A 25962-nucleotide genomic window follows, 5' to 3' on the forward strand; every position below is an offset into this window, starting at 1 on the left:
ACCCGAGGTTTTACCCATGTCTGATATCAAACTGAACGCCATTGCTCGCAGCGATGAAGGGAAAGGTGCGAGCCGCCGCCTGCGTCGCCTGGAAGGCCGTGTACCCGGCATCGTTTACGGTGGCGAAGTTGAGCCGCAGTCCGTATCCCTGCTGCAAAAGGACCTGTTCAAGGCCCTGGAAAACGAAGCTTTCTTCTCCTCCATGCTGACCATCGACGTCGACGGCAAAGAAGAGAAAGTTATTCTGCGCGATCTGCAACGTCACCCCGCAAAGCAGCTGCTTCTGCACATTGACTTCCAGCGCGTTTCCGCCAGCACCAAAGTACACGTGAAAGTGCCCCTGCACTTCCTCAACGAAGAAACCTGTAAAGGCGTTAAGGCCGGCGGCATCGTTTCTCACACCCTGACCGAGCTGGAAGTAAATGCTCCTGCCGGTAAACTGCCCGAGTTCATCGAGGTAGACCTGGCGGACCTGGAACTGGATGGCATCCTGCACATCTCCGACCTGAAACTGCCGGAAGGTGTTGAGTCTGCAGATCTGAGCCACGGCGAAGACCACAACCTGGTTGTAGCTTCTATTCACAAGCCTCGCGGCGCTGTTGAAGCTGAAGCCGAAGAAGCCGGCGAAGGCGAAGAGTAATCACCTTGGCTGCGGCACCGGATACTCCCATCCAGTTGATTGTCGGCCTGGGCAACCCCGGGCCGGAATATGACCGGACAAGACATAACGCCGGTGCCGACTTTGTTGTCGAACTGGCACGCCGCCACGGCACTCAGCTCAGCTCCGACAGCAAATACCACGGCCTCACCGGCCGTGTGCGGATCGGCAACCGGGAAGTCCGGCTGCTGATTCCCACCACCTATATGAATCGCAGTGGCCAGGCTGTAGGCCCACTGGCGAACTTCTTCAAAATTCCCCCGGAAGCCATATTGGTCGCTCACGATGAGCTGGACCTGGCCCCCGGTATCGCGCGCCTGAAAGCTGGCGGTGGTCACGGCGGACACAATGGCTTGCGGGATATTATTGCCGCTCTGGGCAACAACCGGGACTTTATGCGCCTGCGACTCGGCATCGGCCACCCCGGTAGCGCTAGCGAGGTGGCGCGCTTTGTCCTTCAGCGCGCCCCCAGGGCGGAACAGGAAACTCTGGCTGACGCCATCGATCACTCGATCGACGTGCTGCCCACCGCCGCCAACGGCGACTGGGGCGCAGCCATGAAAACGCTGCACACCGCCAAATAGATCCCACCGGGCGGCTTGCCTTTTGCCCCGGAAATCTCGATAGTGTGCTGCGCCAAATTGCCGGTATTTTCCCGGCTGGCCCGGATCATTCGGAGGCCGCGCTACCCAGCCCGCCCAGACTCCCGCCAGCGCAATCACTACCGGACTTCAAACGCAATTAGCAGAGCGCGCGGTACGCGCCTCAGGCAAACGGAAAAATATCACCATGGGTTTTACTTGCGGTATTGTCGGCCTGCCTAACGTGGGCAAATCCACCCTCTTCAATGCACTGACCAAAGCGGGAATCGACGCAGAGAACTTCCCCTTCTGCACCATCGAGCCCAACGCCGGCGTAGTGCCAGTGCCGGATCCCCGCCTCGACAAGTTAGCGGAGATCGTCAAGCCCCAGAAAGTGATTCCAACCACCATGGAGTTCACCGATATCGCCGGACTGGTTGCAGGTGCCTCCAAAGGCGAAGGTCTGGGCAACAAATTCCTCGCCAATATCCGCGAGACCGATGCCATCGCTCACGTTGTACGCTGTTTCGAAGACGACAATGTCATCCACGTGGCCAATCAGGTGCACCCGGTATCCGATATCGAAGTGATCAACACCGAGCTGGCACTCGCCGACCTGGACACTGTGGAGAAAGCTCTGCAACGCTTTACCCGCGCCGCCAAGGGGCAGGACAAGCACGCCATCAAGATGAAAGCGCTGCTGGAAAAAATCCTGCCACACCTGAACGAAGCCAAGCCGCTACGCTCCTTTGGCCTGTCCGAAGATGAACTGACGGACCTGCGTGAACTGAGCCTGCTCACGGTGAAGCCCACCATGTACATTGCCAACGTGCACGAAGACGGTTTCGAAAATAATCCGCACCTGGACGCCGTTGCCGCCATCGCCGCTGAAGAGAACGCTGTACTGGTACCCATCTGCAACAAGCTTGAAGCGGAAATTGCCGAACTGGACGACGATGAGAAGCAAGAATTCCTGGAAGAACTGGGTATGGAAGAGCCGGGCTTGAACCGTGTAATCCGCGCCGGTTACCAACTGCTTGGCCTGCACACCTACTTTACCGCCGGCGTGAAGGAAGTGCGCGCCTGGACCATCCCGCTAGGTGCCACCGCACCCAATGCCGCCGGCAAGATCCATACGGACTTTGAGAAAGGCTTTATCCGCGCCGAAGTGATTAGCTACAGTGACTTTGTCGATCACAATGGCGAGGCTGGAGCCAAAGACGCAGGCAAGTGGCGCCTGGAGGGTAAAGATTATGTTGTCGCTGATGGTGACGTAATTCACTTCCGCTTCAACGTCTAATCCCCCTGCTATCTATCCTTCGCCTCCCCACCCCGGGGAGGCTGTCTCTGCGGCGTAAGATCCATGGCGCAATCAAACTGGAAAGTCGGCCTGCCTTTGGCATTGACCACCGTCTTTATGTGGGCAGCCCTACCCATCGCCCTCAAAGGCCTTTTGGAACACATCAGCCCTGAGACCGCCACCTGGTATCGTTTTGCTGGCGCGGCGTTGTTGGCGGGACTCTACTACGGGCGTGCACGGCAATTGAAATTAAAGGCACTGTTCAGCCGCAGCCTGCTGCTGTTCACCCTACTCGCCGTGGCCGGGCTGCTGTTGAATTACCTCACCTATGCCAGCGGCCTAAATCACATCACCCCTGGTGCGGCACAGATCGTGATCCAGCTAGCCCCGCTACTACTGCTGATCTCCAGTGTTCTGTGGCTTAATGAACGCTTTTCTCCGAGACAGTGGGCCGGTGTGGCCCTAGTGGTGATGGGGCTACTGTTATTTTTCAACCAGCGCCTCGCCGAGCTGGGGAGCGGCGCCGATAGTGATTACCTGCTGGGGCTCGGATTGATCCTGATCGCCGCGGTATCCTGGGCGGTATATGGCTTTTTCCAGAAGAAAATCCTCAGCCGCGCCACACCCCAGGACTTGCTGGTATTGATTTATATTGCTGGCACCCTGTGCTTCCTACCCATGGCAGATCCACTGGATGTCACCCATCTGGGCTGGCTGGACTGGCTGCTACTTGCATTTCTTACCGCCAACACACTGATCGCCTATGGCGCCTTTAGCAAGGCCCTGGCGCACTGGGAAGCCTCCAGTGTCAGCGCCACTCTGTCACTGGTACCAGTAATCACGCTGCTGTTCAGCACCCTGGTGAGCAGTATCTGGCCCGATTACATCGCGGTGGAGCCGCTTAACTGGATCAGCTGGAGTGGTGCCGCTGCGGTGGTGTTGGGTTCCGCCCTCGCCGCTATCCGTTCCGGGCATCGCGCCAAGGGCTCTGCGGCTCCAGATGAAAAAAATCGCTAACTAACTGAAAAGAATACAAAAAAGTGTTGACACACCCAGCCCATCGATTAATAATTCGCGCCCTCGGGACAGCCGAGACAACAAAAGAAATGGCAAGGTAGCTCAGCCGGTTAGAGCGCAGCACTCATAATGCTGAGGTCGGGAGTTCGAGTCTCCCCCTTGCTACCATTTCAAATCACAGAGACTATTCTTTGTGAACCTTGAAACTGGGGCGTAGCCAAGCGGTAAGGCAGCGGGTTTTGATCCCGTCATGCGAAGGTTCGAATCCTTCCGCCCCAGCCATCTTCCAGAATTTATCCCGCAGGCCCGAATCAGGGCAGCACTCGAAGCCAGATTACTTAGCAGCTGATATTTTTTATCGCAAAACATCTAGTCTTTGCCGCCGGCACGCAGTCGCGCGCCAGCACTCGCCAAGCTCCCTTATTTAACCCCCGGTATCAAACTCTCCTCTATCGCAACTGCCTTAATCTCTGCACCAGACCCATTTGCTGCCGCGCCACGGCTGAGCTCTCGGCGCAACCCCAATACCCGCAGCCACTCGAACCCCAGTAAGCACAGCAATAACGCCAATAGCACTAGAGGTCCTCCCAGGCCGCTTAGGGCTTGCCGTTCCGACGCACAGATCCACACAAGCTGTACAACACACAGTAGAGCCACAATTAGCAGGGTGGGTTTGCGCCCCAGCAAGCTCACAACAAAAACACCAAGGGGCGCCCCCAAGGCCACCACCGGCGCCGCTGCCAGCCAGTTACCAAAAACCCCTGGCTGCCAGTCGCCGGCCAGCGACTTCACCAGCACACCGAGAACAGAGCAGAAGGCCATGATCACTACCGAGGTGGGAATCGCTACCTTCAGGTCCACACGGCTCAGCAGCACCAAAGCCGCGTACACCAGCATATCCACACCAACCCCGGTTACCGAGACCACACAGAAGCCCGCAAAAGCTCCAAGCAGAAGACCTACACGAAAATCCGTTGGGCACTGCGGATCACCCTTGTGCTCACAGTCGGTGATCTCGGCGAGCCGATACAAATGAAATATCCCAAAGCTACCCCAAAGCACCGCGAAAGAGAGCTTCACCCACAGTTCGGAAATCATCGGCGCAAACAGCAATATGCCCACGGGGGTAGCCAATAAAGAACCGAGCAAGGCGCCACGTAGCATCGACCAGGCTAACGGCTGCCGCCGACAGAGAATAAACAGGCTGGCACTAACCATACCGATCGACTGCACCGCAAAACTGAAGTCGCGGCCGAGACTGGCAGGCATATCAAATAAGAGCACCAACACGGGGAAGCCCACCGTGCCTCCGCCCATGGGCGTGGAACCGGCGGCATAGCTGCCGAGCGCCATGGCAAGCGCCATGGACCAATGCTCCAGTGCTAGGGCCAAGTTATCGCCCTGCACAACGAGAAACAGCCAAGCTCCGTAAAATAACGCCAACCAGGCAAACCAGTAGCGGAAAGAGAGCCGCGCTAAGTATTTCATTTTATTATTCGCGAACTTAAACGTCAGAGGGGCTAATAGTGGTACGAGTGTAAGGCGGGATCAAGGAGGGATAATGACTGCTGATAACTACATCTCGTAATACTGATACGCGCAGACAGCCCGGCAACTGCAATTGCCGGGCCATACAGGATTAGTTCAGACGCTTCTTGCGAATCAGATTCTGGACCTGCATGGAGGACATCATGGAAGCATAGATCGCCGGCAGGGCGCCACGCTTGCGCAGTTCCAGGAAGTCTTCATCGGATAGCTTGTTCAGCTTCTCTTCGTCAATCACGTAGAAACCAGTCAGATCGTAGGGCTTATCCTCTTCGGTAATACGCAGAGTCAGCTTCTTCTGGGTCAGCAGGTCTTTGGATACCAGGAATTCGATAAACGACTCGGTAACAGATACGCGCTGGGCAGTTTCCACCACCACCTGAGCGCGGTTTTTCAGGTAGTCAGTCTGCTCGCCCTCACCGTCAAACAGAGCCTCACCTGCGGACTCACTCAACATGCTGGAGTCTTCATCGATACACAGTACCGCCTGATCGGTATTCTCCGGGTTCTTCACCAGCACGAATGGGTAGGTGCGAACCTGCAGAGGAATGTAGCTGCCATTCCAACCCTCAGCGCCAGAGAACAGGTTTTCACCGGGACGCAGGCCTGTAAGGGCAACCACTTTAAACTGCTCAGTATTCTGGTCTTTTACGAACAGGATCGGATAGCTCTGGGCCGCCTGAACAATTTCCTGAACCACCAGCGGCAAAATATGATTGCTGCTCACATGGTCAAAAGTGATGTCCTGGGTGAGTTTCAGGTTGGCGTGTGCCTTTTTATCCAAAGCTTTGATCTGTGCCATAAGTACAACTCCTAGCTACTTTTATAGTTACTTAATTTTCAGAGATACCCTAACGTACCACTTAATTGGCTTATAAACGATGACAAGCGCTTTCCTGTAGTCGCCGGAAACCAAAGTCAGCATTAAACAGGTAAGCGGGCCAACAGGCAATCTCGACCACCAGTAAATTATCTAAAGACAAAATCCCGCGAGCATGCCTCTCCCAGCAAAGACTTGGGTTCCAGCCATATAATAGAAATGTGAGGCATAACAGTCCAAGCTTGTACAGGGAACCATCAGAGTAGAATTATTTAAGGGACCCGTAACAGCAGGGAAAGTTAGTCAACATTGTTCAATAAATCCGCAATCAGAGCGCTGAGCTAGTGATTGTGCTCTTCAAGTCAATGAAAGCCCTATCCAGCACCCTGTCCTCACCTGATCTCACAATATCCAGGGTGCGCTCCACCAGAATATCTGGCTGGATACCATAGCCAACAAACTCCCGCCCATCAGGGTAAGTGTCCCGCTTGGTACACACCCTGAAAGTACCACCTCCAGGAAGATCTACAATCATTGGCTGACCTGTACTGCCATAAGTAGGCTCACCGACGGTAGTAAAATGCTCGAGAGAATCTGCATACACCAAGAAATCTTCGGCTGCAGAGGCGGTATTTCGGCCGATTAGTACATAAGTTGGCACTATGTGGTTACTATCCAATTTCGGCTCAACTATATCCCCGGAGTCCTCACTAAATTCCCACGAAGCACCCTCTGCATAGGGCCGATACTCTTCTAAATCTTCAAACTGATCGGCAAAAGAGCCCCAGGCCTTATAAGCCGCAACATGTTTGGGAGTTTTCCATACAGAGCCTGGTAAATCCCGATCAGTCAAATAAGAGATTATCTCTCCGGCATAAGCAGAATTACCTCCACCATTAAAACGCAGATCAATAATCAGCCCTTTAGACTTAGTAATCTCATCGTAATGAGATTTAAACTGCGCAACAATCGCCTCATCATGAAAACCATTTAGCGCTACATAACCAATATCATTCTCCAGCCATTTGAACTCAAACAGCTCACCGTTGGAGGCGGGCTGTTTAATTGAGGCATATTCGATCTTCCTACCCCGCGCATCCCGCTTAACCTCAATACTCTTGGTCGCCCCATCAGGGGTTTCAATAGTGAGCTGGGCCATGCTGCCGGGCTTTCCATCAAGAGCATCCCGAACCGCGGTATTCCAGAGAATATGCTGGGTAGAGCTGGCAATATATGGCATAACCTGCTCTTTTAAATGAGCTTCTATGGGCTGCCCATTGATTGCGACAATAATTGAACCCGGAGGAATATGTGACTCCAAGCCCTTCTCAACACCTGTGATTACTGCTTTACGTCCGGCCTCAGCTAAGCGAATAGCTGGCCAGTCTACATAGCTGGAGGACATACCCTTTGGGTAATAAATATTAGTATGTCCATCCTGTAGAAAGGCATTGAGACGCTTTAACTCGCGGTAATATTCATAGGTGTTTTGTGTTGCTAAAACCCGTGGAATAAACTCCTGGTATTTAGTATCAAAGTCCAACTCGGGAACCTGATCGAAGAAAGCAAAGTTATAGCTAACTTCCTTCCAATAAAGGGAGAGTCCATTAAGTTTTTCTGCATCAGATAAATTCTCTGGAACTTTATTGATGCCCTTCGCAAATACAATGCCAGCAGAGAAAGTTGCTAGAGAAAAAGCCAATATAAATTTTTTTAGCACAATAAAAGCCCTATAGATGCAAGGACTTCTATTTTAGGGCTAGGGGATGGATGGTCAATACAGACCACCTTTATAAGACTGCAATTTGTCAAATATGAAATGCAATATGGCTACATTTGCTTTTTATTTGACTTCACCATCTATTTATAGGTCCTGGAAATAAGTGCCAGAACCTCATTTACTACCATATCCGGCTCATCATTTTGAGGATAGTGATAGCTCTTCTCAGTCAAAACAACCCGCCCCTGTGGAAATGCATGGGCCCAATTTAAATGTAACTCCCCCCACCTATCCCGGGCCTCATCAGTAAAGAAAAGAAGAGGAGGATTGTCATACTTTTTAATTGAGGCAATTACTGTGACTGGTATATCTGGGATTTGTGGATAGTCAGGCAAAGGGCGTTTAGACCAAAAATCCAGGTACTGATTTGACATGCCGCTCTTCATATCATCCAGTTTTACCTGAGCAATTTGCTCTTCGGCCAATTCCAAATTCAGAGATCGCATAATATCCACATCATGCTCAGAAGAAGGCTCTATCAGCATCAACGCTGCCATTCTTTCTGGGTACTGTGCGGCAAAAGTTCGGGCTACATGAGCACCATAGGAGTGGGCAATATAAGTAACTTTCTCTTTAACCCCCAAAGCCTCCAATAACGCCTCGGCCCCTTGAGCATAATCCTCAGAGCTAAAATGTTTCTTGATGGCTGTAGAATTACCATTGCCAACACGCGAGTAACGTATAACTCGTGCATGCTCTGCTAGCCTGTCATAGATTGGATTCCAGTCAGACATGCCAGCCGAGCCCCCCGCTTCTAAAAACAGGATAGCCTTACCAGATCCTTTGATCTCATATTCAATACGGTACTCACCCACAGGAATCTGTTCCGGCGACGCGAAAGCATATAGCGGAAGTGCAAGCACTATGAGTAGGAGGATTAGATGCATATACAACCCATAATAACGATCAAAGAATCCAAACTTAAAAAATAATAGAGCCACTATGTGGCAGCAACACCCTGCCCTAAGCGCGCTTCATTGCCTGGTCCGGGGTGTTCCGGTACCAGCTGAGCCAATCCCAAAGAAACCAAAGCCATCAAAGATCCAGCAAAGAAAACCATCGCTGGAGAGGTGAGCCATAGCAAACCAAACAAAACGGGGATAATAACCGCCGCGATATGATTAATGGTAAAGCTGACACCTGCAGAGGCTGCGATGTCACGTTCATCCACGATCTTTTGGAAATAGGTCTTGATGGCAATGGCCATAGAGAAAAACAGATGATCGATAATATAAAGCGCAGCTGCCATCATCGCGCTCTCCACCAATGCATAACCAGCAAAGACTAGCGCTAAACCAATATATTCCAGAGTGAGGATTCGGCGCTCACCAAAGCGAACAATAAACTGGCCAATTTTCGGGGCAATATATAAATTCAACAGGTGGTTTACGGTATAAAGTGCAGCAACTTCCCCTACGCTATAACCAAACTTCTCAACCATCAAAAAACCAGCAAAAACAATAAAGATCTGCCGACGTGCACCGCTCATCATTGTCAGAGCGTAGTAAAGCCAATAACGTTTGCGTACAACCAACTGCTTTCTCTGGCTATGGGGCTGGGGAAATTGAGGAAAAAGTATCCAGGCCACCAGGGCAATAATAACTGTGCTCCCTCCTCCAATCAGGTAAACCCAGGAATAGTCCAACTCGCCAAAATCCATCAAGCCCCAAACTAGCCCATAGGCCAATAATGCGGCAAAAGAGCCAGCTGCAGCCATTCGCCCCATCCAGATTGCCGAAGTCTTCTTTGGAAACCACTGCAAAGCCAGAGAGGTTTGCAGGGTTTCATAGAAGTGAAAACCGATCGACATCAATAATGTCGTGAGTAATAAACCTGTGAGAGATGGAAAAAAACCGGTCAGCATCACACCAATCCCGGTTGCTACAAGTGAGAGAAGCGCCAACCGCTGCTCACGAATAAGCAGCAAAACAAAGATCACTGTAAAGGCAAGGAAACCTGGGATTTCCCGCACACTTTGCAGCAAGCCAATATCAGCCCCAGTAAATGAAGCCTTGGCTATCACAAAGTTATTAAGGAGGGTATTCCAGACAGAAAAAGAAAGTGGCATTGAGCCTGCAAGGATCAACAGCAAAATTTCCGGTCGACGGAGGCGTTGTAACATAGCGGGACTCCTATACTGAGGATAGCAATATACGCTATACAACGCTGGCGTGTAAATTGAGCTTAAGATGACTGCCAATCACCACCAAACCGGCTATTAATTTTGCCTTGTAGTAAAGACAAGGCTCTTCTCATTTAAACCCCACTGGGTCAATTAGAACTTACACAAATAGAGTTCTGAGACCTCAGTATCTCTTTCGTAAATATGATCAAGTGCCCCAATAAGATTCTTAATCGCTAAATAGCAGTTTGAAATCACTCTTCGGCGAAACATTGATCCTGTAAACCATTTTCAATATGCATCAATTATCACCTATGCTTTGACCAGGACTCAGATCACCCATTTCCCCATACTACGGCATATACGTATAAATTCTCCTTGACGGCTTAATCACTGGAATTGGCAAATGAACATCTCCCCAAAACTTCCTGCGCTGTCACTAAAACTCACTATCTGCGTCATTTATTTCTTGTCGACATCATTAATTACTGCAGCACAAGAAAATAAACTGCCAGACGGACTCAAATTAAACGAGTGGAAGGTCCCCTGGCAGGGACTGCCCAGAGACCCCCATGTGGATAACAGGCAGCAAGTTTGGTTCTGTGGGCAGGCCGGCAATTACATCGGTCGATTTTCTACGTCTGATCAGACGTTTAAAAAATTTGAGGTCCCTGAAGGAACCCACCCTCACAACTTGATAGTAGATAAGCAGGGCATGGTTTGGTATGCGGGCAACCGCAATGCTCATATTGGGCGTATGGATGTAGAGACCGGTGAAATCACTCAATACCCAATGCCTAAAGGTGTAAATGATCCACATACACTGGTATTCAACCGTGAGGGCAATATTTGGTTTACAGCCCAACAGAGCAATCACATAGGTATTTTGGATGTAAATAATGGAGAGGTGAAAGTAGCTACACCACAAACTGCCAACGCACGTCCTTATGGAATCAAGGTAGACTCACAAGATCGCCCCTGGGTTGCTCTATTTGGCACGAATAAACTAGCTTGGGTAGACCCTAAAACCATGGTGGTAAACGAGATCTCAATTCCCCGACCAAACGCTCGGCCTCGCAGGCTGGAAATCGATACATCTAACAATATCTGGTATGTGGACTATCCAGAGGGCTATCTTGGCAGATATACGCCCAATACAAAAGAATTCAAAGAATGGAAGCTCCCCACTGAAAATTCACGCCCTTACGGAACCGCAATGGATAACAAAGGCCGGCTATGGGTAGCAGACACCGGTGATATTCCTAACATCATCTTTGCTTTTGATACAGAAGCACAAAAGTTTGTCAGTCAAACGACTGTACCCAGCGGAGGCAACATTCGATATATGTATTTTGACAATAAAGATGGAAGCTTTTGGTTCGGTGTCGATTCTGGATTTCTAGATCAGGGAATACCAAAAAAATGAGTCTTTTACAAAATTACAGATAAATTTATAGAAGGAACTCCCAACAGGAGACGCCGAGGGCAGCCTGCTAAAACTGGAGTCTATCTAACGCCTTCAACACGGTGTTTTAGCCCAAGCGATGCTCACACCCTTCTTTTTTTCTCAGAAGGAGGTATACAGATAGTAATAGGCACATGTTCATTTTATATTCAAGCAAGGAGTTGAACTTAAGGACTATTCAGTTAGCTCCAGCAACCCATATCGAGAATACGTTCGCAGGGTAGATGTAGATCATAGCGCAAAAAGAAATGCAGAAAATTCTGTACGACGGGAGAAATCGATTAATTGATGAGAACTCCAGCAATTGAATTCTCTTAAAAATCCCCCCCTACAAACAACTCTCAATATAGGAGTAAGTTCCCAAAGCTTATTGAGGGGTTACTTTTCAACAACTTGCAATCTTTGGTTTAAAAATAACCAACCATCAGAGAAGATATCTTTGACCTAATTAGGGCGGTACTAAAAATTTAATTAAATCTTGATTACATATAAAGTAAGAATGCAGGCACCTACTCTGGCCGAGGCTGCCAATTGATCACAGTGGGATAGGCCTTATTCTCGCACAACCAAATTACTGCTCGAACCCCAGGCCTAAGTCCTGCTTGTGGATCAGTAACCTTTCCCCAGTCACTCTCCAGAAACTCTTTCCCTTGTAAACGGAACTGACCGAGAAGTGCTTTCCAGCTAGGCATCGTCAATTCTAATGATTCTTTGGTGTCGTAATCGGTGGAAATCCATACTTTAACGCTGTTTCCTGTCCGCACTAATTTTGTCACCTCTCCCTGCCAGGAAGTCAGCTGGTTCCTATTACAAGCAACATAGCCTGGCACAGCGAGCCTCTGGGCAGTTACGTTAGCCGTATTCATAGATATCAAAGCAAATAGGATAAAAAATCGGATACTTTTCATAATTATCAGTGTATTGGGGGGAGTAATCCCCCCAAAAAATTATTATAGACCGCGGTAGGTACTGCTTTGCTCATCTGCGCGAGTAGCCTGCCCCTCTGTGAATTCGTACATACAGCTATCGTCTGTGTAATCCATAAAATTTGTAATCGGATCAAGACCGGCTGCGTTCCGCCCCCTAGTACAGGAATCCCTACCTACTGGACACCCGTAAGCCGGTGACCTCTCGGCAGGAGTATCGGAAACATAATCCCCATTTCCACCACAGCCGCCCTGGAAGGTATGATACAAACCTAACCAGTGGCCAACCTCATGAGTAAGAGTATCGCCCTCGTTGTAAGGTGCTGCATCGCCACCAGGCACAGAACCGGTTAAAATAACTACCCCGTCATCCAGCGGATCTGAAGAATAGCTGCTTGGGAAAGTTGCCCACCCAAGTAGACCACCGCCGATATCAGCCACATAGATATTCAGGTCTCCCGCATCACCAACACGCAATGAACTTTTCATAGCGCGCTCTGCGGAGGAACCATATCCAACGTTATACCAAGAATTATTAGCCGTTACTGAAGTTGAAACCAGATTAAAAGTAAATGGTGTACTCGCATAAGCATCATTAAGCACTGCCATTTGCGCATTAATTACATTGCTGGGTAGCGACCCATTATTGGCGTTATCAGTAATAACATGGAAATATACATCAATAGTTACAGAACCCGCTGGACGTAGCGTATGAGTTCCACTGCTTATACTACGAGACTGTCCGCGCAGCGCAGTAAAATGCTGCTCTTTCAAAGCAGCCTCCTGAATAGAGGGGTGATTAGTGCCACAACGTTTAAATTTAGCGTTGTCATTAGCACGCTCAAGTGAAGAATCACTTTCAGCAAAACTGATAGCAGGTGATATTAGCAAACATAAAGATAATGCAGTTTTTATTGAAGTTGAAAGATTAGCTTTTCTCATAACTTGAACCTTAATTTTTTTATTAAATTGACAACCCCAGACAGCCCGCTCACCTTCCATGCTGAAGACAACTACTGTCAATAGTACCAACTCTCAAAATAGGAATAATGACATTGGTTTCTTTAATGAGGCGGCAAGCTCAACCAAATGGCATAAAAATAATTAAATTCAAGGACCACTTCAAATGAAGTTTCCACACCAGAAACACAATAAAGACAGGAAAAATAGTTTCACAAGTAATTATCCCTAGAGGCTGTTTCATAACTTGAAATCGGTTATTCTCACGCAATTACATAGAAAAAAAGTTCAGCAATAGTGAGCCGATTCAAGTCAGAGTTAACCAATGATCAATGGAAATTGATCGAACCATGTCTTCCTGAATTAAAACGAGGAAAGGGAGGCCCAAAACCCATTGATAATCGGGCTTGTTTTGAAGGCATCCTGTGGGTTTTGCGTTCTGGAGCGCGATGGAAAGATCTTCCTTCACACTATCCATCACCGAGTACATGTTGGAGAAGGCTTCAGTTTTGGGAAGAGCAAGGAGCTTGGCTACATGCATGGAGAAGATTCCTGGAGCTATTGGATCAACAGTCTTTGCTTAACTGGGAGGAAGTCTTTTCTGATGGTAGCTTTGCACCAGCAAAAAAGGGGGCTTCGAAGTCGGGAAAACCAAGCGGGGCAAGGGTTCAAAGTGGATGGTGGTGGTCGATGGCGAAGGTATTCCACTGGGAGGCACCATTACTTCGGCCTCACCAGCAGAAGTAAAGTTATTACATCCATTGCTTGATGTTACGTATAAAAATACAAAGATTCATCGCTTAGTTTATGATAAAGCGGCGGACTCTGATCCTCTTAGAGATAGTCTGTTGAGTCGTGGAATCGACCTTATCTGTCCACACAGGATAAATAGGAAAAAAGCCTCAAGGCAGGATGGTAGAAAGCTCAGAAGGTATACTCGCCGTTGGAAAGTTGAGCGGACTTTTGCGTGGTTGGGAAATTACCGCCGTTTGGTTGTTAGATGGGAGCGATATTTGTCCACTTATCGTGCTTTTTTCTATATTGCATGCATGTTAATTACGTTAAATAAGTTATGAAACAGCTTCTAGGCAAAGTAAAAAATAAATTCATAAATTTTTATCCAGTTAGCACACAAGAACCACCACTCTTTATTTTCTCCAGCCAGCCCCATATGCACAGTATCTAATTCAGGAGGTTTGCACAATTAGTCCCTACCACGAGCATTCAAACAAGCGTAAGATATTACTATTAAGGTAATGGTTAGAAGCTGTTTCATAACTTGAAATCAGTTATTCTTGCGACCTCATGGAATGATAAGACCAGTAAGTGTGAGTAGATTTAAGTCAGAATTAACCGACGCTCAGTGGAAATTGATTGAGCCTTGCCTTCCCCAGCTAAAACGTGGAAAAGGAGGTCCCAAACCCATTGATAACCGTGCATGTTTTGAAGGTATCTTGTGGATTTTGCGCTCAGGAGCACGATGGAAGGATCTCCCCCCATCTTACCCTTCGCCGAGTACTTGCTGGAGAAGGCTCCAGTTTTGGGAAGAGCAAGGCGCTTGGTTGGAGGCTTGGAGAAAATTTTTCGGACAGCTCGATCAAAGATCCCTGCTTAATTGGAAAGAAGTCTTTTCGGATGGTAGCTTTGCTTCAGCAAAAAAAGGGGAGCAGAAGTCGGAAAAACTAAGCGAGGCAAGGGTACAAAGTGGATGGTGGTGGTCGATGGCGAAGGTATTCCATTGGGAGGCACCGTTACTTCGGCCTCACCAGCAGAAGTAAATTTATTACACCCACTACTCGATGTTACCTATGAAAATACAAAAATTCGACGACTAGTGTACGACAAGGCTGCAGATTCTGATCCACTACGCCATAGTTTGGCCCGCCGTGAAATTGACCTGATTTGCCCTCACCGTAGGAATAGAAGAAAACCTTCGAAACAAGATGGCAGAAAGCTTAGGAGATATATGCGACGTTGGAAAGTTGAGCGAACTTTTGCATGGCTAGGGAACTACCGTCGTTTAGTTGTCAGGTGGGATCGCTACTTATCTTCATACAGAGCTTTTTTCTATATTGCCTGCATGTTAATTACGCTAAAGAAGTTATGAAACAGCTTCTAAGCAAAACACGATTAAAAAATTAATCGCAATTTAAAGCCCCAGCTGCTACAGGTACCAATCGACACGATTTCGCTTTTAAAAAGACAATTATCACCTACCGCTGCACCCAACTATATTTACTACCATTTCACAAGTGATATAAATCCATGGAATACATCCTATAAGCCATTTCATAACTTCCTTTTTTATATTGCCTGCATGTTAATTACATTAAGGAAGTTATAAAACAGCTTCTAGCGTTACTCACCATCTAGGCAATCGGTAACACTCTTACCATCGTTACCCAATTCAGAGTAAACCGATATTTAAATTAACCACTTAATAAAGTACTGGCAATACTTATATTGCCCATACCTAAATCTCAGCTCTTCGATTTATGACCATTCTAAGCTGCCTCTTTAGCACGCCATAGATCACAAGTAATAGGAACTATAAGATACGGACACATACAGAGAGCCCTCCAGACACCATAAAAACTTCTGGCTAATAGACAATCAATCAAAAGCCCCCCAATTTCTCAACTCACATATTTTCTCACCAAACTCTTTTATAGTCATGATGTCTGGAAAGCTAACATAGTAACGCTCCTCTAAAGCCTCTATTTTTTGCTGCATTACTTTTGGATTTTCCATATCCTCTTTATCATGTTCATAAACTGGAAAACACTTAAAAACCAAATCAATATCAAAAGGTTCTTTACCATCTAATTTTGCTTTTTGCTTAGCCTTTTCCAGCCTTTCCTGTCTTTCTTTTTTGTGTCGTCGCCTTAATTCAGCAACAAATTGCTTTGCAGCTTCACCTTTAAGCCTCATATCAATCTCCAAACCCACCATGCTCTTCAATAGCTTTACCCCAAGTTCTCCCCTTATACTTGGATAAGGTTGAAACCACATCCTCTTTCCAAGCTCCGTCAGGTAAAGGGTCGGTTATTCTTGCTATCTCAGCATCATCAATTTCAGTATGTTTCAACTCATTCATTTCAAAAGTTGGATCACTTGTAAGTTTAACGTATTCAGATTGATCAAGAATATCCAACTCACCTTGCTCAACTCTAGCGACCAGCTTTTTATCTCCTGAAGGGGATGTACCATAAAGCTTGTAAACCCCAAGCTCCGGATTATCCTCAAAAAATTTTATTGTCTTCTCTCTGTTTTCTCTTGCTGGTTTGAAACCAGTCTCTCCCACAACATGAAAAGGGACTATAGGGTCCTCACCACCAGGCTTTCGCATTAGAACATCGATTAAAGAGATTTCGAGCGGAGCATCCATATCAGAGACATTAAGTTTTCTTCCTGTGTTTTGCGCCGCATCATCTAACTTTTGAATATCTTCAACATCACCTAAACGCTTATCTACCATAAAGCTTTAATACATCCTTTTGTTTTAACAATTCGGCTTGTACTCGTTTAGCAAGCATTGAACTCTCAGCATGTACCTGATCATGTGTGACAGGAAATTTTGTGTTATCAATCAGTAATTTCTTGAACTCATCAGGGTTAATTACTGCAATGTCATTCATACTTTCGACGCCTTGCACTCCGCCAGAGTTAACAAAACGCGACTTACCACTACCAGAATTGCCTCGCATAGCGAATATTGTTGGTTCATCAACTGATTGGCCTAGACCTGTAATACGATTTAATTTTTCTTGAACCAAGTCATGATGTAAAACTTGACGCTCCTCATCCCATACCCCGTTTACTTCATAAACTTCTTGTGTTTTCTTACCTTCCGAAAGTTCTCTTGCTGCTTTTTTAGGACAAATTGAAACTACTTCGCTAGAAGTAAGCCCAAGAGGATCAACCCAATGTATCGGATTAGAGCAATAGCGGTATAAATTGATTCCCCCCACTAAACCAATCGGGTCCTGCTGAGTAAACTCTCCCACCCGCGAATCATAGTATCTAAACCGGTTGTAGTGCAGCCCGGTCTCTTCATCGAAGTACTGCCCTTGGAAGCGAATCGGCTGTTCAATTTGGTTTTCGTGAGCCACGGCGATATTGCCATAGCTCTTGTAGGCAACGCCTCCACACCACTTCACCATCTTGGTTGGTGAGGGTATCCGGGGTTTCGAGGTGGTCTAGGTGGTAGTAATAGACCTACTTATCTTCATTAAGTGCAACAGGTTTGAAAGTCTTCGGTTCGAAGTAGTATGTACGGCTATTAAGATCCTGCTGAGCTTGGAGATCTCTTTTGATTTCTTGCAGGAGGACATCACCATCCCAAAGAAAGCCAGTTTGATCATCGCTAGAAGCCTTACTAATAAGGCGCCTTAGAGGGGCATATTGGTAGTGAATCTCTAGTTGAAGCCGCTCTGCCCCATCTTCTACCTTAAGCTTTTCTACCCGCACCAGCTGCTGGCGACTGTTGTAATGGTAGCGGGCTTGCAGTTTTTGGCCTTTACCGCGTAGCTCGGCAATACGGTTGCCGTGGATATCGTAGCGGTAGTGAGTATCACCACGAAAAGCGAGGCAGTTGCCTTTGACTTGAGTGGCGCTGGCCTGTTGATTTGCTTCGCCTTTCGAGTTGGGGGCGACAAGAATATTGTGTAGGAACGTGGACAAAGCATTCGGGGTTGGGTCAGGCGGACCAGGGCATCGTAATAATAACTGCACTCAGGGATTGAGCCCTGAGTCGGATCTTATTCCAGGCAGTTGACCTTGCCCAGACATTGTTTTTCTTGGTAATGCTAATCAGCCGATCAGTATCGCTGCCTAAGTAGGTTTTGGAATTTACTGGCAGGATTGAAGGCGAAGTTAAGCACTTCATACTCATCCAATATAGTAGCTAAAGCCCCCTAGCCGGTATTCCTCTCAAGCCAATCACAGGCTGGCTAGCCAGAGATCAAGAGAACATTGGCAACACATGTTTCACTCCTTAATTACCATTTCGATCAGACCTAAATCGACCCATTTTCTTTCTATGTAATTTTCAACAAGAAATGGAAAAAACTATATGTAAGTTCGCACTCAAAACAGCCTCTTCATTTATTGAAGAATTAATATTACACCTAGCTCACGAAGTGATCCCCACTAAAATTTAACGCTACAAAATTATATACAACCAACTTATCAAAGACTTAATGGAGCAATCAACAACCACTCGCATAGCGGGTGGTATGGTGAAAGCCCCCAGAGGGGGCTAGTTACAACCCCGCTAGTTGAATCTGTTCTTGCCGGCGTTCTTCGACCTCTTGATTCTTGATGCACTCTCGAATCATCTGCTCATCAACCCCCACTGTACTCACGCAGTAACCCCGAGCCCAAAAGTGTCTTCCTGTGAAATTTCTCTGTACATGTTTGTACTTCCGAAATATCTGGATCGCAGATTTCCCTTTCAGAAACCCAACCGTATTGGAAACACTAAACTTCGGAGGAATCATTAACAGCATAAGAATGTGATCCCTCATTCCGTACCCCTCGACTAACTCAATGCCTTTTTGACGACATAAGTCTCGGAATATTGCTCCAATCTCCCGCCTCAATGTCCCAAATAACGCTTTCTTTCGATACTTGGGCACAAATACCACGTGGTACCTGCAATAATGTTTCACGTGAGTTTGGCACTGCCAATCTCGCATATGGCCTCCTTCTAGAACTTGCCCGTTCATGGAGGCCATATTTTTACTCTGCACGCCGGAACGGCTGAGCCTTGTCAAGTCTCACCGCCAGAGGCGGTGGTTTACCTGTGTGTTAATTAAAACTAACCTATTATTAGAGTAATAATTTCAAATAGGTGCATATGTCGAAATATTATTCCGACAACCAAGAGGCTTCATACACATTCAAAACATAGCAAAACTAGACTTTTTGTAAATTAACAATATTACACTCTTCAAAAACTGGACTCCCTGCATAATATGCAACCAACTCATCTGCAAAATAATAAAATAGATGAGGCTTATGTATCTTTTTTATAAAGTGAAATGGGATCTTCGATTCTCCATAGAAGGCTCCAGCCAATTGACCATATATAGCACCAATAGTATCACTATCACCTCCAAGGTTTACGGCTTTCACAAGGCCATCTTCAAAATTTGAAGTGTTATAAAAAGCCCATAAAGCCGCCTCTAAAGAATCAATGACATAACCGGATGAGAGTATTTCATCTCTTGTTTTTTTCTTATATGATCCCAGTGCTATTTTGTTTACCTTCTCGCAAAGAGGATGAAATCCCCAATAGCCGTTAACTGGAGCATATCCTTCGCTCAAAAGTACATCTTTTGTCTCGCCATACAAAGCACCAAGAATCAGAGCTGAAAAATACCTACATGAATCCACACATTCAATTGCGGGATGAGTTGTTTTTGAACTTTCTCCAGCCATTCGGATACCATCCTGTGGCAGGCTAGCAAAAAAAAGGGGGACCGGAGCCAGCCTCATTAGGGAACCATTACCTGCGGATCTTTCATGGTCAGAACCAGAAAACTCTTGCCCTGTTTCAGAGAACTTACTGAGGGCTCTCGCAGTAGCATTCCCTATATCAAAACAACTACCAGTGGAACTAAAAAGACCATCCTTCCACCACGCTAGATAAAGCTCCATTTGATTTCTTGCATCGAAAGATTTCTTATCAAGCAAGCTATAGGCTAGACAAAGAGCCATACTGGTATCATCAGTCCATTGACCAGGCTTCAACTTAAATGGTCCTCCCCCTACAATTTCTGTTAGATCCTCTTTATCTGGTCTCGCACCAAATTCCAGGGTTGTACCTAGGGCATCTCCAATAGCCAGACCTAACAAGCAACCTCTATATCTATCAGCTAGAATACTAGAGTTCTTCCCAATTGATCTTGTAAAATTGAATAAGTCTGCCTGTGATCGAGAAGATTCTCGATAGATAAAGTAGTTTAGTAGCCATTGATTTTTAGTTTGACTTTCCTCATCAAACTTATTAGACAATGGAGGAACACTAACTTTAACAACCATTATTCCTCCTCCAAATCAATACGCCAAATACCATCTTCATCTTTTTCTTTCTTAGTTATTTTAAATTCTGTTCCCGGACGGAACAAAACCTCATCTTCGGAGGGAACTGCAGATATATCTTGTATTTTTACACCTGTTTTAGATTTTATAGTCATTTGCACATTTCCAGAAAAAGCTTCATCTGGGTCTGAAGTTGAACTACTAAAGCCCTTATCTGAATATATTTCCCCCACACCAGGAAAACGCTCATGAACTTTTTCTTCTGTCATTGGGGCACCGCGATAAGTTGTTCCTGCAAAATTTCTTAAAGGGTCAGCTGAAAGTTTTTCAAGCGCCCTACTTGCAGCACTATTAACAGGGTCCCACGTCTCACTTATTTCAGGGTATTTTCCTCTCAACACCCCATTCATCTGCCTATAGTATGGGCCGGTATAGGTCCGAAGTGCTAAAAACTCATGCTGATATAAATTTTCTGGCAACCCCTCAAGAGAACTTTGCAACTGATTACTATTTTCAACAAAAGATAAACCAGCATGTTGCTCAACGACGTTATTGACATTTAAATCTTCAAGAAAGTCAAAATCATCCGGTATTTTATTTACATCACCTTTAGAGCAATCGTCACTTTTTGCAGTAAGCCCAAACGGATCAATCCATCTAACTGGGTTGGGAACATACCGATAATTATTCGATCCCCCCAATAACCCAACCGGATCTTGTTGAGTAAACTCACCAACTTGTGGATCATAGTACCTAAACCGGTTGTAATGCAGCCCAGTTTCTTCATCGAAATACTGCCCTTGGAAGCGAATCGGCTGTTCAATTTGGTTTTCGTGAGCCACGGCGATATTGCCATAGCTCTTGTAGGCAACACACCATACCACTTCACCATCTTGGTTGGTAAGGGTATCTGGAGTTCCCAGGTGATCCAGATGGTAGTGATAAACCTGATTATCTTCTTTTAAACCAACAGGTTTGAAAGTACCCGGCTCGAAGTAGTAAGTACGGGTATTGAGATCCTGCTTGGTCTGGGTATCGACTTTATTTTCCTGCAGGAGCACGTCGCCATCCCAGAGAAAACCGGTTTGCACGCTTTCACTCACTTTACCAATACGACGCCCCAGAGGGTCGTATTGGTAGTGAATCTTTTGTTGAAGCTGCTCTGCCCCCTCTTCTACCTTGAGCTTTTCTACCCGCACCAGCTGCTGGCGGCTGTTGTAGTGGTAGCGGGTTTGCAGTTTTTGTCCTTTACCGCGCAGTTCGGCGATGCGATTGCCGTGGATATCGTAGCGGTAGTGGGTATCACCACGGAAGGCTAAGCGGTTGCCTTTGACCTGGGTGGCGCTGGCCTGCTGCTTGGCTTCTTCTTTCGAGTTAGCGGCGGCAAGAATATTGTGCGCGGGATCGTGCACAAAATATTCGGGGTTGGGGCCGTCTACCTGAGTGAGCCGGTCGAGGGCGTCGTAGTGGTAGCTGCGGGTGCCGCGCAGGCTGTCCTCAATTTGGGCAATCTGGTCGGCTTTATTGTATTGGTAGCTACGCTCCAGGATGGAGTTTGACTGAGTTGGATCTGATACCGGGCCATTTGCTTTGCCCAGGCGCAGTTTTTGCAGGCGGCCCTGAGGATCGTAATCTCTCTGGCTTTCCAGCCCATTGCCGTGTTGGCGCTGGCTTTCCCTGCCCTGTTCATCGTGGCTGATGCTGGTGATCAGCTGATCGGTGTCGCCACCTACTGGGCAGCGGTGTAGGCTTTGGAATTGGCCGGCGGGATTGAAAGCGAAGTTCAGTACTTCACCATCGGGTAATGTTGTGGCAATACGATTACCGACGGCATCGTATTGGTGGCTCAGTTTGTCTTTGCCCTGCCAATCGGCAACAACACGCCCATTGGCATCGTACTCCCAGCGCAGTTTGCGATGGGTATTTTCCGCTTCGATAAGCTGTCCGCTTCGGTTGTAGCGGAAGTTAGTAATCCCATCCGGGGTCACTTCTTCTAACAGGCGGCCGAAGGGGTCTCGCTCGAAGATGGTGTCGATACCCTTACCTGAATCCGAATCCGTCACTGCTCTGGAGCTAATCAGGTGGCCGGCGCGGTTGTAGGCGTAGCGGGTCACGCGGCCATCGAAACCGATTTCTTCGATTAATCGTTCGTTGAGATCGTATTTAAGCTGGTAGCGCTCTCCGTTTTCATTGGTGAGGCCGACTAAGTTGCGCTCGCCGTCATAGTGATATTGCAGGCGGCTGCCGTCCGGGTTGGTGCGGGTCTTAACCTGGCTGAGGCCGTCGTAGGCATAACTGGTACTACGACCTTCGGAGTCGGTAACTTCGGCCAGTAACCCCTGAGGGTTGTAGCTGTATTGGGTGCGAGCACCATCTGGGGTGATTACCGCATGGATGCGATCCTGAGCATCATACTCGTAGCGGGTGACCTGGCCGGGGGCGTGCTGTACTTCTTCCAGGCGACGAGCGTTGTCATAGCGGTAGTGTTGGGCGCGGCCCATAGGGTCTTTGACCGCCGCAAGTTTACCCTCGGGGTTCCACAAGTAGCGGGTGGTATTTCCCAATGGGTCGGTAACGCTGCCGATCAGACCAACGGGGTTATAACCGTATTGGGTACTGTTGCCGAGAGGATCTTTAGTGGCAACGATCTGACCTTTTTTGTTGTACTCGCGTTGCCACTTATTCCCAGCAGGGTCCGTAACTTTTGCGGGCAGACCTTCGCTATTGTATTCAATGCAGCGCTTATTGCCGGCGGCATCGGTTTTTTGTACCAGGCGGCCTTGATTATCGTATTGATAAATCTCTTCGCGCAGACTGCCATCGTCACTTGGCAGCTGTACCTTAGTGATCTGGCCCAGATCGTTATATGTATAAAGGGTCTCGGCACCTTCCGGATCGCGGTGATAAATGGGCAGGGCGCGCTCATTGAAACGGTAACGCTCTTTACCGCCGCGGGTATCCGTGACGCTAACCCCCTTACCATCATCATCCCAGGCAAACTGATAATTGTAAGTGTCCTGCCCATCGATAGGGTCACCCCACTGACGAACACAGCGGGCGGAGGGACCTTCGGCATCCCATTCGAAGTGGAAGCGGTAGCCGGTTTTTAGGGTACGCTGCTTAATAACATGCTGGTGATACTGATACTGCTCACTGTGGCCATCAGCATCGGTGGCCTTGATCAGGTCGCCTTCATTGTTGTACTCATATTTTGCGAGAACTTTAATACGACCATCGCGGGTTTCTTTTTTCAGTTCACCAATATGTAAACTTTTTGCCTGCCCTTCCGGAGGACTGATATGCAGGGCTTCACCGAGACTGCTCTCGATACAGATTAAACGCTCATCGATATAGTGGAACAGGTAGAAGTTGCCGTAACCATCGCGAATTTCTGCAAGCTTAAGAGTCCCCTTATCCCCGATAGCTTTAAAGTGCCTCTGCACTCCATTGGGGGCACCATAGGGGGTAACTATCCAATGTTCATCATTAACGCGAGTAAGCGATAACTGCTCCACCACATTGTGGCTGCGGCCGCTATCTCCTGGTGCCGGCAGGTTAATCACTCGGCCCTCGGCATCGTGGAATTGCACCGCTTTACCGGGCCGCCATAGCAGTTTTTCCCCCAGGGTATGAGTCCAGCCATGTCCCAGACCAAAATCTTTGGGGTTACTGCTGCGGTAAGTACGCGCTACAGTGAGTGGCAGGGGCCCATCTAATACCGTATCCACCAGAGTGAGACGCTCCTCACCGGTTTTTAGGTTGATGGGCTCTCCGCCCTCACAGGCATTCGCATTGCACTGGGAGGTACTACCATTTTGGTTAGTGCCGGTCTCACTATTGGCGCTATCCGGTTCATTGGAAGTAGAACTGCCGTTGGCCTGGCTCCCACCATCGGTATTGGAGCCTGAGCCACTCCCCTGGTTGCTTTGATTACCGTTACTGGAATTACTGGTAGAGCTATTGCTAGAAGCAGAGCTACTGGAAGCGCTACTTGAGGAAGAACTACTCGACGAGGGGCCGCCGGACGGTGTTGGTACCGCGGCTTCAGAGGAACTCAGGTCGGAGAAGCTGGCACCATTGCCCTTGGCATTGCCGCCGCGTTTTTTGGAGAGCAGATTGCGCTGCTTTTTCAGCTTGGCAAAATCCATCATCAGGTCGCCGATGCCACGGAAGGCTGTTAGCAGGCGCGTATTTTTCGCCATAGCCGCTACCGCACCAATACCCCCTGTAGCCGCAGCCAACACGATGGTAAGAATAATCTCAAAAGCTCCACCACCGGCCATTTCGGTGATTTCTAAACTGTGCTGGGCACTGGCGTAATCCTTGGCAAAACGGATGATGATATCGCGTAGCGCCGGATCGTCATAAATCAGTTCAGCCACCTCAAGGGCCAGATCAAATTGCTGCTTGGTGATTTTAGAGGGGTCGAAGCCGAGTACATCTACCGCTTCTCGCTGAACAACCGATAAATATTCCCGTTGAGACTCTACAAGACTTTTATCATGGAGCAGGTAATTGACAACCGCTTTATTTTGCTCAAAGGACTGACGTACAGGATGGATTAGTGCAGCCACTTCAAGCACGTCTTTAGCCCAAACGGCCAGCCCCCAGGCAGCGTTGCCCAGGCCCGTAGCGCCTCGATTAATATAAGCACCTACCTTCTCTAGACCCGAGCGCTGTTCATGGCGCTGCTGAATCAACGCAGCCTCAGCCCGCTCTTGAGCAATAATCTGCTGAAACCCTATACGGATTTTGCTGAGCAGTTGCGCCTGCTTGTCGACCAACTCGGTAGCGGCAAATGGGGCTTCCTCAATAATCAGGCGGTTTTGTACCAGGGCCAGGTAGATTTCTTTTTCCCGGCTGGTTAAATGTCCCGGAGCTTCACTTAAGGGGCCAAGAAATATCGTACCCGACTGACTGGACTGGATACTGACACTCAGCGTATTGCAGGAAATCCCATTCAAGCCGAAAAAGTATTCATAGATCTCCTGAATGGCGGCGTTATCGAACATAGATAAGAGCTGGGTGGCATCCACCTGCAGGGGAATACCCATCTGGTACGCCCAGCCAACTCTCACCATATAACGAATGCCTTGCCTATTCTCGACACTTAGCTGCATGGATAATCCTTCAAACGCCGTAAGCCCGCTCTACGCCAGCTTCTTTTATTTTTGCCAGATCCAATAAATCATCCCGATTTATCTTCACATCTATTTACAACCCGGCACACATGGCCGGCCTCTATTCCAATAAAAATTGTTCACTCTGCAAGTAATAACACGATTAGTACTTGTCACAGCCCAAAATCTTTTGGATTAGGATGTTCGCAATTTGTGAAATCTTAAATAGTAAACCTCATGATCCCGAAAGCTTATGGAAAACTACTTGCCAATAGCTCCAATTTACCGGCACCTGGATGGGATGAGGCCAAAGCTACCGGTAAGGGATACCTGAAATTGCGACCTATCTGGGCAGATTACCGCAAATAGGTCGAGGGGGATAGATAAACGGCATTACACGAGTACGACAACGAGTGTAGCGCTGCAGACAAATAAATTACTGAAAATATTTTGAATTAAGCGCAACAAATATAAGGCAATCATCCTAGCAACAGATAATTTAATGCAAAGATCTAAAAGAAAAATCAAATTCGAATTTAACCGGAAATAACTCATTAAAAAAGTTATTTGTACTGCCATCCCTCTTCACGACTTTAACTAGTAGCTACTAGTTGGATCTAT

Annotated in this window: 22 protein-coding genes, 2 tRNA genes and 2 pseudogenes; 12 read left to right on the top strand and 14 right to left on the bottom strand. The window is 47.7% G+C overall.

Annotation, left to right across the window (positions count from 1 at the left end; genetic code table 11):
- The first annotated feature begins 16 nt into the window (after positions 1 to 16).
- From MJO52_RS16315 to MJO52_RS16340, 6 genes are all read left to right on the top strand, one after another.
- Positions 17 to 640: a 50S ribosomal protein L25/general stress protein Ctc gene (locus MJO52_RS16315; protein WP_252083033.1), complete on the top strand. Its 624-nt coding sequence runs from the start codon at positions 17 to 19 to the stop codon at positions 638 to 640.
- 5 nt (positions 641 to 645) lie between these two features.
- A complete protein-coding gene (pth, locus tag MJO52_RS16320) occupies positions 646 to 1242 on the top strand; it encodes an aminoacyl-tRNA hydrolase (RefSeq protein ID WP_252083034.1) in 597 nt (198 codons plus the stop codon).
- A 205-nt stretch (positions 1243 to 1447) separates the two neighbouring features.
- Positions 1448 to 2539: a redox-regulated ATPase YchF gene (ychF, locus tag MJO52_RS16325; RefSeq protein WP_252083035.1), complete on the top strand. Its 1092-nt coding sequence runs from the start codon at positions 1448 to 1450 to the stop codon at positions 2537 to 2539.
- Positions 2540 to 2602: 63 nt separating this feature from the next.
- Positions 2603 to 3556, top strand: a complete 954-nt coding sequence (locus tag MJO52_RS16330; RefSeq protein ID WP_252083036.1) for a DMT family transporter — start codon at positions 2603 to 2605, stop codon at positions 3554 to 3556.
- Between the two features lie 91 nt (positions 3557 to 3647).
- Positions 3648 to 3724, top strand: a tRNA-Met gene (locus MJO52_RS16335).
- 39 nt (positions 3725 to 3763) lie between these two features.
- Positions 3764 to 3838, top strand: a tRNA-Gln gene (locus MJO52_RS16340).
- Positions 3839 to 3976: 138 nt separating this feature from the next.
- On the opposite strand, the gene MJO52_RS16345 is transcribed toward MJO52_RS16340, so the two are convergent.
- The 5 genes from MJO52_RS16345 to MJO52_RS16365 form a co-directional block, all read right to left on the bottom strand.
- Positions 3977 to 5044, bottom strand: coding sequence for a sulfite exporter TauE/SafE family protein (locus MJO52_RS16345; protein WP_252083037.1), 1068 nt, complete (start codon positions 5042 to 5044; stop codon positions 3977 to 3979).
- A 151-nt stretch (positions 5045 to 5195) separates the two neighbouring features.
- Positions 5196 to 5903 (bottom strand): SapC family protein, encoded by a 708-nt coding sequence (locus tag MJO52_RS16350; RefSeq protein WP_252083038.1) that lies wholly within the window; start codon positions 5901 to 5903, stop codon positions 5196 to 5198.
- Positions 5904 to 6249: 346 nt separating this feature from the next.
- Positions 6250 to 7641: a S41 family peptidase gene (locus tag MJO52_RS16355; protein WP_252083039.1), complete on the bottom strand. Its 1392-nt coding sequence runs from the start codon at positions 7639 to 7641 to the stop codon at positions 6250 to 6252.
- 140 nt (positions 7642 to 7781) lie between these two features.
- The gene (locus tag MJO52_RS16360) at positions 7782 to 8588 is read right to left on the bottom strand and encodes an alpha/beta fold hydrolase (RefSeq protein ID WP_252083040.1); all 807 of its coding nucleotides are present in this window, start codon (positions 8586 to 8588) and stop codon (positions 7782 to 7784) included.
- Between the two features lie 53 nt (positions 8589 to 8641).
- Positions 8642 to 9823, bottom strand: a complete 1182-nt coding sequence (locus MJO52_RS16365) for an MFS transporter (RefSeq protein ID WP_252083041.1) — start codon at positions 9821 to 9823, stop codon at positions 8642 to 8644.
- A gap of 406 nt (positions 9824 to 10229) precedes the next feature.
- Here MJO52_RS16365 and MJO52_RS16370 point away from each other — a divergent pair, with 406 nt between their 5' ends.
- A complete protein-coding gene (locus MJO52_RS16370) occupies positions 10230 to 11249 on the top strand; it encodes a Vgb family protein (RefSeq protein WP_252083042.1) in 1020 nt (339 codons plus the stop codon).
- A gap of 548 nt (positions 11250 to 11797) precedes the next feature.
- Here MJO52_RS16370 and MJO52_RS16375 read toward each other — a convergent pair.
- Both MJO52_RS16375 and MJO52_RS16380 read right to left on the bottom strand, forming a co-directional pair.
- Positions 11798 to 12118, bottom strand: a complete 321-nt coding sequence (locus MJO52_RS16375; protein WP_252083043.1) for a hypothetical protein — start codon at positions 12116 to 12118, stop codon at positions 11798 to 11800.
- A gap of 120 nt (positions 12119 to 12238) precedes the next feature.
- Positions 12239 to 12988 (bottom strand): zinc metalloprotease, encoded by a 750-nt coding sequence (locus MJO52_RS16380; RefSeq protein ID WP_252083044.1) that lies wholly within the window; start codon positions 12986 to 12988, stop codon positions 12239 to 12241.
- Positions 12989 to 13016: 28 nt separating this feature from the next.
- On the opposite strand from MJO52_RS16380, the gene MJO52_RS16385 reads away from it, so the two are divergent.
- The 5 genes and pseudogenes from MJO52_RS16385 to MJO52_RS16400 form a co-directional block, all read left to right on the top strand.
- Positions 13017 to 13163, top strand: a complete 147-nt coding sequence (locus MJO52_RS16385) for a hypothetical protein (RefSeq protein WP_252083045.1) — start codon at positions 13017 to 13019, stop codon at positions 13161 to 13163.
- Between the two features lie 308 nt (positions 13164 to 13471).
- The gene (locus MJO52_RS21530; protein WP_353505425.1) at positions 13472 to 13921 is read left to right on the top strand and encodes a transposase; all 450 of its coding nucleotides are present in this window, start codon (positions 13472 to 13474) and stop codon (positions 13919 to 13921) included.
- A pseudogene (locus MJO52_RS16395) lies at positions 13822 to 14250 on the top strand (IS5 family transposase); the annotation flags it as partial. The gene MJO52_RS21530 and the pseudogene MJO52_RS16395, both read left to right, overlap by 100 nt.
- Positions 14251 to 14484: 234 nt before the next feature.
- Positions 14485 to 14952 carry a transposase gene (locus MJO52_RS21535; RefSeq protein ID WP_353505433.1) on the top strand — a complete coding sequence of 156 codons (468 nt, stop codon included), beginning with the start codon at positions 14485 to 14487 and terminating at the stop codon, positions 14950 to 14952.
- A pseudogene (locus MJO52_RS16400) lies at positions 14850 to 15281 on the top strand (IS5 family transposase); the annotation flags it as partial. The gene MJO52_RS21535 and the pseudogene MJO52_RS16400, both read left to right, overlap by 103 nt.
- A 506-nt stretch (positions 15282 to 15787) precedes the next feature.
- Here the strand turns inward: MJO52_RS16400 and MJO52_RS16405 are convergent.
- The 7 genes from MJO52_RS16405 to MJO52_RS16435 all read right to left on the bottom strand — a co-directional run bounded on the left by MJO52_RS16405 (position 15788) and on the right by MJO52_RS16435 (position 25341).
- On the bottom strand, positions 15788 to 16105 hold the full coding sequence (locus tag MJO52_RS16405; RefSeq protein ID WP_252083047.1) for a hypothetical protein: 318 nt from the start codon (positions 16103 to 16105) through the stop codon (positions 15788 to 15790).
- 1 nt (position 16106) lies between these two features.
- On the bottom strand, positions 16107 to 16652 hold the full coding sequence (locus MJO52_RS16410) for a hypothetical protein (protein ID WP_252083048.1): 546 nt from the start codon (positions 16650 to 16652) through the stop codon (positions 16107 to 16109).
- Positions 16642 to 17337, bottom strand: coding sequence for an RHS repeat-associated core domain-containing protein (locus MJO52_RS16415; protein WP_252083049.1), 696 nt, complete (start codon positions 17335 to 17337; stop codon positions 16642 to 16644). Before MJO52_RS16415 ends, MJO52_RS16410 begins: the two co-directional genes overlap by 11 nt.
- A gap of 55 nt (positions 17338 to 17392) precedes the next feature.
- Positions 17393 to 17857 (bottom strand): hypothetical protein, encoded by a 465-nt coding sequence (locus tag MJO52_RS16420; protein WP_252083050.1) that lies wholly within the window; start codon positions 17855 to 17857, stop codon positions 17393 to 17395.
- 581 nt (positions 17858 to 18438) lie between these two features.
- Positions 18439 to 18873 carry an IS200/IS605 family transposase gene (gene tnpA, locus MJO52_RS16425; RefSeq protein ID WP_252083051.1) on the bottom strand — a complete coding sequence of 145 codons (435 nt, stop codon included), beginning with the start codon at positions 18871 to 18873 and terminating at the stop codon, positions 18439 to 18441.
- Positions 18874 to 19093: 220 nt separating this feature from the next.
- Entirely contained in the window at positions 19094 to 20221 is a 1128-nt protein-coding gene (locus MJO52_RS16430) for an ADP-ribosylglycohydrolase family protein (protein ID WP_252083052.1), read from the bottom strand.
- On the bottom strand, positions 20221 to 25341 hold the full coding sequence (locus tag MJO52_RS16435) for an RHS repeat-associated core domain-containing protein (RefSeq protein WP_252083053.1): 5121 nt from the start codon (positions 25339 to 25341) through the stop codon (positions 20221 to 20223). The genes MJO52_RS16430 and MJO52_RS16435 overlap by 1 nt, the downstream gene beginning before the upstream one ends.
- Between the last annotated feature and the right edge of the window lie 621 nt (positions 25342 to 25962).

It is taken from the genome of Microbulbifer variabilis (genome assembly GCF_023716485.1).
Classification (GTDB): Bacteria; Pseudomonadota; Gammaproteobacteria; order Pseudomonadales; family Cellvibrionaceae; genus Microbulbifer; species Microbulbifer variabilis_B.

Excerpts from the sequence above, each read along its gene's own strand:
- tnpA (WP_252083051.1), bottom strand. The coding sequence starts at position 18,873 with ATGCGAGATTGGCAGTGCCAAACTCACGTGAAACATTATTGCAGGTAC.
- MJO52_RS16345 (WP_252083037.1), bottom strand. The coding sequence starts at position 5,044 with ATGAAATACTTAGCGCGGCTCTCTTTCCGCTACTGGTTTGCCTGGTTG.
- MJO52_RS16360 (WP_252083040.1), bottom strand. The coding sequence starts at position 8,588 with ATGCATCTAATCCTCCTACTCATAGTGCTTGCACTTCCGCTATATGCT.
- MJO52_RS16315 (WP_252083033.1), top strand. The coding sequence starts at position 17 with ATGTCTGATATCAAACTGAACGCCATTGCTCGCAGCGATGAAGGGAAA.
- MJO52_RS16415 (WP_252083049.1), bottom strand. The coding sequence starts at position 17,337 with ATGGTGAAGTGGTGTGGAGGCGTTGCCTACAAGAGCTATGGCAATATC.
- ychF (WP_252083035.1), top strand. The coding sequence starts at position 1,448 with ATGGGTTTTACTTGCGGTATTGTCGGCCTGCCTAACGTGGGCAAATCC.
- MJO52_RS16370 (WP_252083042.1), top strand. The coding sequence starts at position 10,230 with ATGAACATCTCCCCAAAACTTCCTGCGCTGTCACTAAAACTCACTATC.
- MJO52_RS16430 (WP_252083052.1), bottom strand. The coding sequence starts at position 20,221 with ATGGTTGTTAAAGTTAGTGTTCCTCCATTGTCTAATAAGTTTGATGAG.
- MJO52_RS16350 (WP_252083038.1), bottom strand. The coding sequence starts at position 5,903 with ATGGCACAGATCAAAGCTTTGGATAAAAAGGCACACGCCAACCTGAAA.
- MJO52_RS21535 (WP_353505433.1), top strand. The coding sequence starts at position 14,485 with ATGATAAGACCAGTAAGTGTGAGTAGATTTAAGTCAGAATTAACCGAC.
- MJO52_RS16365 (WP_252083041.1), bottom strand. The coding sequence starts at position 9,823 with ATGTTACAACGCCTCCGTCGACCGGAAATTTTGCTGTTGATCCTTGCA.
- MJO52_RS16435 (WP_252083053.1), bottom strand. The coding sequence starts at position 25,341 with ATGCAGCTAAGTGTCGAGAATAGGCAAGGCATTCGTTATATGGTGAGA.
- MJO52_RS16330 (WP_252083036.1), top strand. The coding sequence starts at position 2,603 with ATGGCGCAATCAAACTGGAAAGTCGGCCTGCCTTTGGCATTGACCACC.
- MJO52_RS16405 (WP_252083047.1), bottom strand. The coding sequence starts at position 16,105 with ATGAGGCTTAAAGGTGAAGCTGCAAAGCAATTTGTTGCTGAATTAAGG.
- MJO52_RS16410 (WP_252083048.1), bottom strand. The coding sequence starts at position 16,652 with ATGGTAGATAAGCGTTTAGGTGATGTTGAAGATATTCAAAAGTTAGAT.